The sequence below is a fragment of the Bradyrhizobium sp. Ses1 genome, assembly GCF_059512365.1.
Window position 1 is genome coordinate 92,829 of sequence record NZ_JCAMOQ010000009.1, and the last position, 11,704, is coordinate 104,532.

The following is an 11,704-nucleotide window of genomic DNA, read 5'->3' on the forward strand; positions in this document are numbered from 1 at the left end:
GTCGCTCAAGCCATCTCGAAACCCGGAGAGTTTTGATGAGAACAACGACGATCATCTTGGCGGGCGCGACGGCCCTCGGAATCTTTGCAACCGCGGCTTCGGCTCAACAAAACATGACGGGAACCATCACCAAGATCGACCGGCTGAATAGCACCATCTCGATCCAGCAAACGCAGAGCGGCACGGTCGGCGCAGGCAGCGGCGCAATACAGGAATTCAAGGTGACCGACACCAACAAGCTTGAACCCTTCCACGCCGGCGACAAGGTGAACTTCTCCGCCTCCGAAGGCGGCAGCACCAAGACCATCACCGACCTGAAGAAGCAGTAGTGTCATCACACTGAACCTCGGCCCTCGCGGCCGAGGTTCAGCTTCGCCTGAGCGAAGTAGTCGCAGGTTATTTCTCTTCACCCGTCCGCGGCTCCGGCTTGGCTTCGACGAGTGGTAGGCCTGCGTGCTCCCATCCATCGGATCCCAGGGGATACCAGGCGATGTTGGAATAGCCGTAAGTTTGCGCGCGCCTGGCTGCATTCCACGACATCCAGCAATTTTCCTGGCAATAGATCACGAGCAGCGCCGCCTTGTTGCCATCCGAGGCGCGCTCAAGGCCGTGGCGAAGATAGTCTTCGGTGACGTCAGCGAGTTTTCCGTAGCCGGTGTCGGGCAGCCAGATGCTGCCGGGGATGTTGTGCCGCGGCTTGTCACGCCACACCGTGCCTTCCGGCAGGTTGGCGGGCTTAGGCGGACGCGGCAGCACGTCGACGAAAGCGCCGGTCTTGTGACGCCAGATCGCCTCCGCTTCCGCGGTGGAGAGCACGCGTGCACCGGCAAGCGTCGCGGGCACCGGCGCGCGATAATTCTCCGTGCGGTAGTCTTGCGGCTCGGCGACCTGCTGCTGCGCGTGGGCCGCGACGACGAGCGACGCGGCGGCAACGACTAGGCTCGTGAGCCACCGCCTCATGGCGATTTCGCCGCCGTGTCCGGGCCGATCGGCCGATCGTTCTCGTCCAGGAGCGGCACGCCGTAGTCGAGCAGGATCTTGTTGATCTCGCCCTGGTTCTCCTGGATCAGGCGGTTGAGCTGGCGTTTCCAGTTCTGGTCAGCCGGGCGCACGCCCATGCCGATCCGATAGATGAGCTTTGGGCCCGTCGTCTCCTTCACCAGCGGCGTAACGTGCAGCGGCGGATTAGCCTCCTTGGCATAGAAGCCGGCCATAGGCCCCCACAACACGCCCGCGTCGATCTCGCCCTTGGCGAGATCTTTCATCATCGCCTCCGCGGAAGAGTCGATGCGCGTATCGATCATCAATGGATAGGGTTTTGCAGTCGCCATCAGGCCGGCCGCGGCCATATTGGTGCCGGGCGGCGTGCCGGCGACGATGCCGATATGCTTGCCCTTCAGCCGCTCGTCCTCGAGCGTGGTCACATCGTCGAGGCCGCTGCCTTGCTTCGTCACCAGTGCATAGGCGGTGCGATAATAGGGATTGGTGCCCTGGGCCAGCTCGTCGCCCTGCGGGAAGCCCATGATGACGTCGCAGCGATGCGAGCCGAGCGTCATCCGCACGAAGCCGGTCGCCTGCGGAAAATAGGTGAACTCAAGCTTCTTCTGCAGTTTCTGAGCAAACAGCTCGGCGAGCTTGTTCTCAAAGCCTTCGCCCTTCTCGTTGGAGAACGGCAAGTTCCGCGGGTCGGCACAGACGCGCAGAACCTTGGGATCGATCAATTCGATCGAGAGATCGCCGCTTTCATTGGTCTGCGCGCAAGCGGCACCATGCCCGATTGCCATCGTGGCTATCGCAAGCAGCGCCGGCAACAAGCGGCGATATTGTCCGGCACCCGCCATCGCGCTTCCTCCTCTTTCTTGTTTGGGGCTAACCATAGATTGCCCGGCGCGTCACGGCGTGCAACAGATTCGTGACGATCTCGCCGGCGTGCTGCAGCGCAAACAGGCGTGACGTGAGTGCGAAACGACAGATGTCGCTTCGCGCATGAACTTGGGCGGAAACATGGCTCGCATCGTCTCGCTGATCGCGCTTGTCGCTGCACTCTGCCTATCGACCCTAGCGCGGGCGCAGGAGCAAGAATTGCCTGTGAGCGAAGTCGCGCCGGGAATATTCGTGCATCTCGGCGAGATCGCCCTGATGACCGGCGAGAACGAAGGCGCCATCGCCAACATCGGATTCGTCGTCGGCGACAGCGCCGTCGCGGTGATCGACACCGGCGGCAGCGTCCGCGAGGGACGGCGACTGTTGGCCGCCATCCGCGCCCGCACCGACGAGCCGGTCCGCTATGTCATCAACACCCACGCCCATCCCGATCATGCCTTCGGCAACGCGGCGTTTGCGGGGGATGGAACCGTTTTCGTCGGCCACAGGAAGCTTCCCGACGCGCTGACCGCGCGCGGCCCATTCTATCTCGAGGCCTTCCGCCGGACGATGGGCGCGAAACTGATGGACGACGTGCGCATCGTGCCGCCCACGACGCTCGTCGATGGCAGCCTCGCGCTCGATCTCGGTGGACGATCGCTTACACTAAGGGCATGGCCGACCGCGCATAGCGATAATGACCTCACCGTGTTCGATGAGAAGACCCGGACCTTGTTCGCCGGCGACCTCGTATTCGTCACCCATATCCCTGTTGTCGACGGCAGCATCAAAGGCTGGCTCGCCATCCTCGGCGAACTTGCCGCCCTGCCCGCTCAGCGTGTAGTTCCCGGTCACGGGCCCGTGAGCGAATGGCCGGCAGCCCTGGCCGATGAGCGCCACTATCTCGAGACGCTGGCCGCCGACGTGCGTGCGCTGATCGCGAAGGGCAAGCCGATCACCGCTGCTGCCGAAACTGCCGCGGCATCGGAGCGGCCGCGCTGGAAACTGTTCGACGACTATAACGCCCGGAACGCAACTGCAGCATTTTCGCAATTGGAGTGGGAATAGGTTTGGCGAGGCCATATAGTACAGGCGTTGCTTCCATCCTCGCCGCGGGGAGAACGACCATGTCCGGAGCACCTTTCCGTCTCGTCTATATCGCCGGCCTCCTGGGCATCATCGCATTTGGCGCGCGCCTTGCGCCCGCGGTGAGCGCGGAGGCCTACGATCCCTGGCCCGGCCTGGTCCAGGACATCTTCAACAATCGCCCGATGAGCGACGGCAGCAACGTGATCGCGCTCGAGATGCCGGCTCGTGCGGAGGATGCCGCCATCGTGCCGGTAACGCTGCGCAGCAAGCTCGCGCCCGACGACACCCGCCGCGTGCGGACGATCACCCTCGTCATCGACCAGAACCCGGCGCCGATGGCCGCCAAGTTCGCGCTTGGGCCGGACGCCAACGTCACGGAAATCTCGACCCGCGTGCGCATCAACAACTACACCGACGTCCATGCCGTAGCCGAACTCACCGACGGCAAGCTCTATGTGGTGAAGACTTACGTGAAGGCGTCCGGCGGCTGCGCTGCGCCCGCACTCAAGAACGCCGAGGAGGCCAAGGCCAGGCTCGGCCAGATCCGATATCGGCAGCTTTCGAAAGCTGGTGAAGGCTCCACAAGCGGAGCCCGGGAGGCGCAGGTCATGATCGGCCATCCCAACAATTCCGGCCTGCAGATGGACCAGGTGACGCAGCTCTATATTCCCGCCTTCTATGTCGACCGGCTGCAGCTCTGGCAGGACGACAGCCTGGTGCTGAAGATGGAAGGCGGAATCTCGATCTCCGAGGACCCCAATATCCGCTTCACCTATGTCTCGAATGGCGCCAAGCGTTTCCGCGCCGAGGCCAAGGACACCGACGGCCACTTGTTCGAGCACGAATGGAAGATCGATTCGGATAGTTGAAGGGTTTCAGAAGCACCTGACTTCTGCTTCGGCCTGGGCGCGGCGGAGATCGTTGAGGGCATTGGCCGCCTGTTCGGACGTGCGGAAGGGCGAGCCCATATCGCCCCTCACCTGGGACAGGCTGAGCACCGTCTCAGCGGTGACATAGCGGTCATAGGGAATCAGCGATGCGACCACGTCGATCGAGCACGAGCATTGCTCGATGGCGTGCCGTGTCTCGCCATTCGCCTTCAGGCAGCCGAACACGTATTCCGCGCGGGCGGCGGTCGGATAATCGTTGACCTCCTCGCCGCGCGCGATCGCCGCGGTTGCCGCGAATACGATCAAAGCGGCGACAATAGGTCGTACCGGTCCCGCAATCGTCATGACGATCCTCTCGCTTTCAATGGCGCAAGCTATGCTATGACTACGCGATAGAAAAGAACACGTTCGAGGAAACGGCTCAACAAAATGAGTGCCATCATTCGCACGCTGGCGGCTGCCGCGGTTCTTGCGGTAACGCCGTTCGCCGCCTTTGGCGCAGACACGATCCGCGTTGCAGTGCAGAAAACCGGCACCTTTGCCTGGGAACTGGCGGTGATCCGCGCGCATGGCCTCGACAAGAAGGCCAACCTCACAATCGCGGCCACCGAGCTCGCAAGCCCGGAGGCGGGCAAGATCGCGCTCCGCGCCGGCAATGCCGACGTCATGGTCTCCGATTGGCTGTGGGTGTCTCGCGAGCGGACGCTCGGCGCCAGGCTCGCCTTCTATCCCTATTCGAGCGCGCTGGGCGCAGTGATGGTGCCGACCTCCTCGCCGATCCGTTCGCTCACCGATCTCCGGGGGCGCAAGCTTGCCGTTGCCGGCGGACCGATCGACAAAAGTTGGCTGCTGCTGCAGGCGTCGCTGAAGCAGGACGGTCTCGACCTGAAGTCGGCGGCGACCATCGTCTATGGCGCGCCACCGCTGCTTGCAGCCAAGGCCGTGGGCGGTGAGGTCGATGCCGTCGTCAACTACTGGAATTTCTGCGCCGCGCTGGAAGCCAAGGGCTTTCGCCGCGTCGCCGGCATCGAGGATATCCTGCCGAAACTCGGCGCCAAGGGTCGCATCGCGATGGTCGGCTATGTCTTCGACGAAGGCTGGGCCAACGCGAACCGGGATGCGGTCGAGCGTTTCATCACGATGACCCGTGCTGCCAAGGAGATCCTCACGAAGTCCGACGACGAATGGGAGAAGATCGCGCGCCTGACCGGTGCCCCGGACGCCGCAACGCTGCACGCCTATCGCGACCGCTATCGCGAAGGCATTCCGCGCCGCCCGATCGCGGACGAAGAGGCCGACGCACGGGTGCTCTACCGGGTGCTCGCCAAGATCGGCGGCAGCGAGCTGGTGGGATCGGCAACCGAGCTTGACCCCGGCACGTTCTATCACGCGATTCCGGGAGATTGAGCCGTGGTGCGCCTTCTCTCCTTCCTCCTGTTCCTTGCGACGTGGTGGCTCGCAGCGCTCCTGACCGGTGACGTGAAGCTCCCGGCGCCGCCGGCGGTGCTGGCGGTGATCCTAAGAGAAGCGGCATCCGGCGCGCTGTTCATCAATCTCGGCGTGACGCTCGCGCGAGTCGCCCTGTCCTTCACGCTCGCAATGGCGCTGGGCGCCGCCATCGGCTACCTGATGGGCCGGGTCAAGCTCGCCGACAGGATCGGCGATCCCTGGCTGATCCTGCTGCTCAATCTGCCCGCACTTGTCGTCATCGTGCTCGCCTATATCTGGGCGGGGCTCACCGAGGTCGCCGCGATTGCGGCGATCGCCGTCAACAAGCTTCCGACCGCGGTCGTTACGCTGCGCGAGGGCGCGCGGGCGCTCGACCGCTCGCTGGACGAGATGGCAAGCGTGTTCGCGATCCCGCGCGGAAGAGCGTTCCGGCACGTGATCCTGCCGCAGCTTGGGCCCTATATCGCGGCTGCCGCGCGATCGGGGCTCTCGCTGGTCTGGAAGATCGTGCTGGTTGCGGAATATCTCGGACGTCCGAACGGCGTCGGCTTCGAGATCGGCGTCGCCTTTCAGTTGTTCGATATTCCGCTGCTGCTCGCCTATTCGCTGACCTTTGCCGCGGTCGTACTGGTGATCGAGACGGTGCTGGTGCAGCCATTCGAACTTCGCGCATCCCGGTGGCGGCCCCGTGCAGCTTGAGGTCGACATCACCGGTAAGCATTTCGAGAGTGCGGCGGGCGAGCGGCACGACGTGCTCGCGGGCGTCAAGTTCTCGCTTCACGGCGGCGAAGTCGGCGTGTTCGTCGGCCCCTCCGGCTGCGGCAAGAGCACAATGCTGAAGATCCTGGCCGGCCTCGACCACGACTATCAGGGAAAGGTCTCGCGTCCAACAGCGGCGCGGCTCGGGATGGTGTTTCAGGAGCCGCGGCTTTTGCCGTGGCGGTCGGTCGAGGACAATATCCGGCTCGCTGCGCCACATATTGACGAGAAACGGCTCTCGGAACTGTTCGCCATCCTGGAACTGACGGAGCATCGCAGCCATTTCCCCGGCGAGCTCTCGCTTGGCCTCGCGCGCCGCGTCGCGCTTGCGCGAGCCTTCGCGATCGAGCCGGATTTCCTCATTCTCGACGAGCCACTGGCTTCACTCGACGATGCGCTCGCCGCTCACCTGCGCGAGCAGATCGCAACGCTGGTGGAAAGCCGCTCGATGATGACGCTGCTGGTCACGCATAATCTCGACGATGCCGTTTATCTTGGCGACCGGCTGTTCCTGCTGTCGGCGCGGCCAGCCAGGATTCTGCAGGAAGTGCCGATCCCGACACCGCGCGCGCGACGGAGCGCTGCCGAGATCAACCACATCAAGGCCGACCTGGTGCGGCGGCGGCTTGCAAAGATATGAGACGTGGTCTTCATATTGAGAAAATTATATCGAGAAAAGATTGGGAGCTCACGATGCCGCGCCGATTGATTGCTGTCGCCCTCCTGCTGCTCGCACTGCCCAGCGAACTCAGCGCGCAGACCAAAGGTAAAGGCATCAGGCTCTGGAATCTCACGACGTCGACCATCTCCGGCTTCCAACTTTCGCCGGTCGGTAAGAACGATTGGGGTCCCAATCAGACCCTGAATGACAAGGACAAGGAGGTCGACCACGACGAGCGGCTGCGCCTCGTTGGCGTCGAGCCCGGACGCTACGACGCCAAGGTGAGTTATGCCGGCGCCAGGCAGTGCTTCGTCCGCGACATCGAGATCAAGGCCGACGCGGTGTTCTCGATCTCTGACAAGGATCTGAAGGACTGCAACAAATAGGCTCAGCCCGCGATCGGAGCCGCCGTCTTTTCCGCTCGATCATTGCTGTGCGGATATTCGCAGCGCCATTTGACCGCGGTCCACTTCGGATGCTCGCCGATCCATTGCGCAATGTAGGGCGGAGCCGCCATCGCACATTGCCGCAGCGAACCGTTGAAGGAGAACACCAGATGGGTCTCCTCGCAGGTGGCGGGCGACAGCACGGCACAGACGGTCACGATGAGATCGATCGGATTCATGCCTCAAATCCCTGGTGCTTCGGTGAAGTAACAGCACAGCAAGCTACGTGGGCGGCGAGGCCAGGTTTCGCCTCACCGTGAAAGCCGGAACCACTGCGGGAGGTTCCTAGAAATTCATGCCAAACACAAGCCGCGCCTGATGGCGCTCGAAATTGACCAGATCGAGCGCCGCAGCCGATCCGGCAGGACGCCCCCAGGCCTGCACGCTCCAGGCCGCGGTCAGCCGCGCACGTTCCGAGAGCTGGAGATAGGCGACCGGACCGATGAACAAGGCCTGCCCCTCGAACTCGTTCAGCCCGATCCCGTCATAATGGCGGAGATAGCGCGCCTCGCCGCCAACGAAAACGCCGGGCCTGATCTGCGCCATCAGCCCGACGGCCGCGCCAACCGTCGCCTCCTGTTCCGCAGCGCGCGAGGCAAGAAAACGCGTCCATTCCGGCTGATAGATGAAATTGAGTGCCGCGATCAGGAAGTTCGGTACCAACTCGCGATCGAAGGCCAACCTCAATTCAGTGCCGAAATTGCGGATGCGATCGGCTGTGGTCTCGTCGATCCGGTCGGAGTGGCTTTCCACTGCGAGGGTCAGGCCGAACGGCGCCGTCTCGCGGTCGAGAAATCGGTAACGGACATCCAAAGAAAGACCTTGCCAGGTCAATTGACGCCGATCTTCAAAGCCGGGAATGCCATAGATCTGGTGCGCCACAAAGGCGCCGCCGAGCTCGATGCGGATGTCGCGGGCCGGCACGAATTCGAGTTCGAACTCCTGGGCAACGGCACGATAGCTGCCACCATTCCTGGAAAAGCTTCCCGTGGTCTCGGTCTGGAATTCGCGCTCGCCGACATGCCCGACGTCGGTGCCGATCAGGAAGCCGAACAGATGCTCGGTATCGATTTCATCGGCACACGCGCCGACGGCAGCAAGCAGTGCGAAAAAGCACACGGCAGCCGCCCGGAGCATCGTTGCGCGAAAAGACATTCTCGTCCCGAGAGCGAATCGAAAGCGTCAGCAGCGCTGACAAGAACATTCCTATCACAACGTCCAGTCGAGCGGCAGCGATTGGAAGCTTGATTGCAAGGACCATTTCGGCTGCAATGCAAGACCCGGGAAGGGCCCGCGGAAGAACAATCGCTTCAGGGAGAATAAACCGAATGGCACGAGTTCTGGTACTTTATAAAACGCCGAAAAACGCCGAGGCCTTCGACAAGTATTACGCATCGGTGCACATTCCGCTGGCCAAGAAGATCCCGGGACTGAAGAAATACGACATCAGCACGGCTCCGCTCAGGACGCCAGCGGGCGAGAGCAACGTCCACCTTGCGGCAACGCTGTATTTCGACTCGCTCGACGCGCTGAAGGCAGGCATGGGATCGGCGGAAGGAAAGGCGGCAGGCGCGGATCTCGCCAACTTTGCCGATGGCGGCGCCGATCTCTACATTTTCGATACGAAGGAAGTTTAAGGGCGTCTCACACAGAGGCCCAACAAATGTGAGCCTGACGAATTCGCCTGCCGCGGCTTGCGCAGATAGCGCTGCGCGAGCCGGGCAGGCGCTTGACGCTTACTTGCGTGATGCGCAGGCGTACATGTTGATTTCCATGCCGACCTGCACTTCGACGATCTTCGGAGTCTTCCAGCTCATTCGATCCTCCCAAATGGCTTGGCGCGAGGTTCACGCCAAGGTCGAACCTATGGCCAGCTCACGCGTGGCGCAAGTGGACAAGATCGACCAGCGAGCGCATCCGTGCCGCAGTTGAGCGCCGATAGTTCCCTCCTGGACAAACAAGTTCCCTCTTGGGCAAAGCCTGTCACGCTGGGCACACACTCGCACGCGAGTGCTTCAACGATCGATCGCACGACACAGCGTGAGGCGTGACGCCGTTCAAGAGCAACGCGCTCAGCAATCGTTGTCTTTGTTCGCCATCTGGCCTTCGGACTTCTTTCCTTCGGCTTGCTGTGCTGCCGTGGGCTCGCCCTGCATCTGCCGCTGCACATCCTGCGAGGACGTGGCGACATCTCCGGTAGCCCTATTCATCGTGCTGGTCGGCGGATGCTCCTTGTCGCTCGCCATGCCCGTTGTGGTCTGGCTGCTGGTCGATGCCGGGCCAGAACCCGCATCCTTATTGGCGCTTTGGCCTTGGGTATTGCAGGGACCTGCCAGCGCGGCGCCGGCGCTCAGCACCAGGATGGAGCAACCCGCAAAGATGGTGCGTCTTGTGCTCATGTCTCGTCTCCTTCTCGAATCGGCGCGTGCCCCTGCACGCCGGGATCACGGAAGAACCGAAGCACGCGTCCCAGGTTCCGGGTGGCGAGGTGAAATCCGATGCTGTTCACTGCCGCCGTTCACGCCGCATCAGTTGCAAGCGCTTTTCGAGGGCTCGCATGAGAACGTCATCCCGCCTCTTACTCGTTCCATTCATCATGATCGCTGTTGCGTCGCCAGCCGCCGCCGAGGAACGGCCTCAGCCTGGGCGGACGCAGATGCCGGCGACGCTGACCGGGAAGGAACGGCTCGGCAAGAAATGGATGGACGAGCAGCGGATCGATAATCGCAACGTTCCGCCCGACAAGCGCGGCTCCAGGCCGCGGCCCGCAGCCTGCTCGCACGGGCCTGCCAGCTAGAGAGCATGGTCCGGAAAAGTGGAAACCGGTTTTCCGAAAAGACCATGCTCAAACAAAGACACTGTCATCCTATCGCAATAGCCGCAGCAGGGCGCGACCGGCGGGCGACTGCAGTTCCTTGGCGTCAAGCGTTCCATCCTTGTCCGGATTGGCCGCGTTGAAGCGCTGCTCCACGACCGCAAGATATTCATCCTGCGTCAGCGTTCCGTCGTGGTCAGGATCGGCAGCCCCCAGTTCCTTGGCGCTGAGGCGGCCGCGCAATTCTCGCGCATCGAGCGTGCCGTCATGATCCCGGTCCAGTCTGGCAAACAGCGCCGATGCCGCCTTCTTCACCTCGGCCAGATCGAGGGTGCCATCATTGTCGGTGTCGAATGCCTTGATCGGGTCGGCGCGTTTGGGCGCGGCCAGAGCCGGCGCCGTAAGCAGCGCAGCAGCCGATATCAAGATAACAAGACCACGCAATTTCATCTCTCATCTCCCTTGGCAGAACCTGCACGGCAAGGGCGGCAGAGAAGCTTGCGTAGATAGCGGAGCGCACGCCAGCCGCCCACGGCGCGCTTTACGATCTAGTCCGAGGTTGCGGAAAATTCCGCGGAGCCGACCTGCTGCTGCCGGTGGACGGCTGACGGCACGATGCCGAAATACTTCCGGAACACGCGGCTGAAATGCGAGGAGCTGGAAAAGCCCCAGGAGAATGCGACGTCGGTGATGGTCTTGCCGGGCTGCGCTTCCAGCTCCTCACGGCAATGCTGCAGCCGCGCGCGCCAGATATAGTCGCTCACGGTCATGCCGCGCTCGCTGAACAGCATGTGGAGATAGCGCTTGGTGCAGCCTAGCGCGGTCGAGATCTGGTCGATGCAGAGATCCGGATCGCGCAGGTGTTCGCGGATGAAGAACTGGGCTCGGATGTAGGTCGCCTCCGCACCGCCATGGTTGAACGTCGTTTCGGCTTCACGCAGCGGCAACAGCAACAGATCGATCAACGAATCGGCGACGCCCATCGCATTGTAGGGAGACAGCCGGCTCGCCTCGGAAAAGGCCGCATGCACGAAATCGTAGGCGATGCGGCCGGTGCCGCTGCGGGCGGAGAGCTTGCAGGCCGGCATCCGTGCCGAACGGAAACCACGTTCCTGCAACAGCGCCTTCGGCACGATCACGACCTCATGTCGCGTCAGCGACGGGCTGATGATGGTGTGCGGGCTGGAAACGTCATAGGCGAGGCAATCGCCGGGAACGAGCTCGAAATGGCGGCCATCCTGCTCGAAATAGGAGACCCCGTGGGTCTGGAACAGGATCTTGATGTAGGGATGATCGCTCAGTTTCGAGCGCGCATTCACATGCGCGATACGGTGCTGACTCACCTCGATCTGGCACAGTTTCAGCCGCGAGACTGTGGTGTAGTTGACCCGTGCCTCGAGCGAGGAGGCGTCCATCGGATCGACATCAAACCGGCCGCATAGATCGGTCAGTGCGTCTGTCCAACATTGAACCTGCTTCTTCGGCGTCAATCCGGAGGTAGTGAGCGAACGGACGGTATCGGGCATATCCAGCCACCGATTCGAGATGAAAGCGTGACTGCTCGCCGCAAGAGGCTTTGGTCACCGTGAAGTACCGTTACCTCAATCTTAATGCGGTCTTTGACCCCTGAGCAGCGTTCCTCCTGACAACCTTGAGGTTTAATCCTCGACTTTACTTCAAGTGCCGTCAAGGAAAATCAGCCTCCTACGCCCGCGACCGGGGCCACGCCCGC

The 11,704-nt window shown here is 62.4% G+C and carries 18 protein-coding genes; 9 read left to right on the forward strand and 9 right to left on the reverse strand.

Annotation, left to right across the window (positions count from 1 at the left end; genetic code table 11):
* Positions 1 to 35: 35 nt before the first annotated feature.
* On the forward strand, positions 36 to 329 hold the full coding sequence (locus AC5ZG5_RS13605) for a copper-binding protein (RefSeq protein WP_028162629.1): 294 nt from the start codon (positions 36 to 38) through the stop codon (positions 327 to 329).
* Positions 330 to 396: 67 nt separating this feature from the next.
* On the opposite strand, the gene AC5ZG5_RS13610 is transcribed toward AC5ZG5_RS13605, so the two are convergent.
* Together AC5ZG5_RS13610 and AC5ZG5_RS13615 are read right to left on the reverse strand one after the other, a co-directional pair.
* The gene (locus AC5ZG5_RS13610) at positions 397 to 960 is read right to left on the reverse strand and encodes a PQQ-dependent catabolism-associated CXXCW motif protein (RefSeq protein ID WP_456642599.1); all 564 of its coding nucleotides are present in this window, start codon (positions 958 to 960) and stop codon (positions 397 to 399) included.
* Positions 957 to 1,841 carry a substrate-binding domain-containing protein gene (locus tag AC5ZG5_RS13615; protein WP_130229622.1) on the reverse strand — a complete coding sequence of 295 codons (885 nt, stop codon included), beginning with the start codon at positions 1,839 to 1,841 and terminating at the stop codon, positions 957 to 959. The genes AC5ZG5_RS13610 and AC5ZG5_RS13615 overlap by 4 nt, the downstream gene beginning before the upstream one ends.
* A gap of 163 nt (positions 1,842 to 2,004) precedes the next feature.
* Here AC5ZG5_RS13615 and AC5ZG5_RS13620 point away from each other — a divergent pair, with 163 nt between their 5' ends.
* The gene (locus tag AC5ZG5_RS13620) at positions 2,005 to 2,931 is read left to right on the forward strand and encodes a quinoprotein relay system zinc metallohydrolase 2 (protein WP_456642598.1); all 927 of its coding nucleotides are present in this window, start codon (positions 2,005 to 2,007) and stop codon (positions 2,929 to 2,931) included.
* A gap of 59 nt (positions 2,932 to 2,990) precedes the next feature.
* On the forward strand, positions 2,991 to 3,821 hold the full coding sequence (locus AC5ZG5_RS13625) for a quinoprotein dehydrogenase-associated SoxYZ-like carrier (RefSeq protein WP_456642597.1): 831 nt from the start codon (positions 2,991 to 2,993) through the stop codon (positions 3,819 to 3,821).
* A gap of 6 nt (positions 3,822 to 3,827) precedes the next feature.
* On the opposite strand, the gene AC5ZG5_RS13630 is transcribed toward AC5ZG5_RS13625, so the two are convergent.
* The gene (locus AC5ZG5_RS13630) at positions 3,828 to 4,187 is read right to left on the reverse strand and encodes a hypothetical protein (protein WP_028162634.1); all 360 of its coding nucleotides are present in this window, start codon (positions 4,185 to 4,187) and stop codon (positions 3,828 to 3,830) included.
* 84 nt (positions 4,188 to 4,271) lie between these two features.
* Here AC5ZG5_RS13630 and AC5ZG5_RS13635 point away from each other — a divergent pair, with 84 nt between their 5' ends.
* From AC5ZG5_RS13635 to AC5ZG5_RS13650, 4 genes are read left to right on the forward strand one after another with little or no spacing between them, the layout of a single operon-like run.
* On the forward strand, positions 4,272 to 5,249 hold the full coding sequence (locus AC5ZG5_RS13635; RefSeq protein WP_456642596.1) for an ABC transporter substrate-binding protein: 978 nt from the start codon (positions 4,272 to 4,274) through the stop codon (positions 5,247 to 5,249).
* A 3-nt stretch (positions 5,250 to 5,252) separates the two neighbouring features.
* Entirely contained in the window at positions 5,253 to 5,990 is a 738-nt protein-coding gene (locus AC5ZG5_RS13640; protein WP_028162636.1) for an ABC transporter permease, read from the forward strand.
* The gene (locus tag AC5ZG5_RS13645; protein WP_456642595.1) at positions 5,980 to 6,690 is read left to right on the forward strand and encodes an ABC transporter ATP-binding protein; all 711 of its coding nucleotides are present in this window, start codon (positions 5,980 to 5,982) and stop codon (positions 6,688 to 6,690) included. Before AC5ZG5_RS13640 ends, AC5ZG5_RS13645 begins: the two co-directional genes overlap by 11 nt.
* A 53-nt stretch (positions 6,691 to 6,743) precedes the next feature.
* The gene (locus tag AC5ZG5_RS13650; RefSeq protein WP_130225911.1) at positions 6,744 to 7,097 is read left to right on the forward strand and encodes a hypothetical protein; all 354 of its coding nucleotides are present in this window, start codon (positions 6,744 to 6,746) and stop codon (positions 7,095 to 7,097) included.
* A gap of 2 nt (positions 7,098 to 7,099) precedes the next feature.
* Here the strand turns inward: AC5ZG5_RS13650 and AC5ZG5_RS13655 are convergent, their stop codons facing one another.
* Entirely contained in the window at positions 7,100 to 7,336 is a 237-nt protein-coding gene (locus tag AC5ZG5_RS13655) for a hypothetical protein (protein ID WP_130225910.1), read from the reverse strand.
* A gap of 106 nt (positions 7,337 to 7,442) precedes the next feature.
* Positions 7,443 to 8,276 (reverse strand): DUF6662 family protein, encoded by an 834-nt coding sequence (locus AC5ZG5_RS13660; RefSeq protein WP_456642594.1) that lies wholly within the window; start codon positions 8,274 to 8,276, stop codon positions 7,443 to 7,445.
* Between the two features lie 209 nt (positions 8,277 to 8,485).
* Here AC5ZG5_RS13660 and AC5ZG5_RS13665 point away from each other — a divergent pair, with 209 nt between their 5' ends.
* Positions 8,486 to 8,794 carry an EthD family reductase gene (locus tag AC5ZG5_RS13665; protein WP_028162641.1) on the forward strand — a complete coding sequence of 103 codons (309 nt, stop codon included), beginning with the start codon at positions 8,486 to 8,488 and terminating at the stop codon, positions 8,792 to 8,794.
* A gap of 99 nt (positions 8,795 to 8,893) precedes the next feature.
* Here AC5ZG5_RS13665 and pqqA read toward each other — a convergent pair whose 3' ends face one another.
* Positions 8,894 to 8,974 carry a pyrroloquinoline quinone precursor peptide PqqA gene (pqqA, locus tag AC5ZG5_RS13670; RefSeq protein ID WP_035689484.1) on the reverse strand — a complete coding sequence of 27 codons (81 nt, stop codon included), beginning with the start codon at positions 8,972 to 8,974 and terminating at the stop codon, positions 8,894 to 8,896.
* Between the two features lie 255 nt (positions 8,975 to 9,229).
* Positions 9,230 to 9,556: a hypothetical protein gene (locus AC5ZG5_RS13675; protein ID WP_028162642.1), complete on the reverse strand. Its 327-nt coding sequence runs from the start codon at positions 9,554 to 9,556 to the stop codon at positions 9,230 to 9,232.
* 158 nt (positions 9,557 to 9,714) lie between these two features.
* On the opposite strand from AC5ZG5_RS13675, the gene AC5ZG5_RS13680 reads away from it, so the two are divergent.
* Positions 9,715 to 9,954 carry a hypothetical protein gene (locus AC5ZG5_RS13680; RefSeq protein WP_456642593.1) on the forward strand — a complete coding sequence of 80 codons (240 nt, stop codon included), beginning with the start codon at positions 9,715 to 9,717 and terminating at the stop codon, positions 9,952 to 9,954.
* A 69-nt stretch (positions 9,955 to 10,023) separates the two neighbouring features.
* Here AC5ZG5_RS13680 and lanM read toward each other — a convergent pair whose 3' ends face one another.
* Entirely contained in the window at positions 10,024 to 10,422 is a 399-nt protein-coding gene (lanM, locus tag AC5ZG5_RS13685) for a lanmodulin LanM (protein WP_456642592.1), read from the reverse strand.
* 98 nt (positions 10,423 to 10,520) lie between these two features.
* The gene (locus AC5ZG5_RS13690; RefSeq protein WP_456642591.1) at positions 10,521 to 11,498 is read right to left on the reverse strand and encodes a helix-turn-helix domain-containing protein; all 978 of its coding nucleotides are present in this window, start codon (positions 11,496 to 11,498) and stop codon (positions 10,521 to 10,523) included.
* Between the last annotated feature and the right edge of the window lie 206 nt (positions 11,499 to 11,704).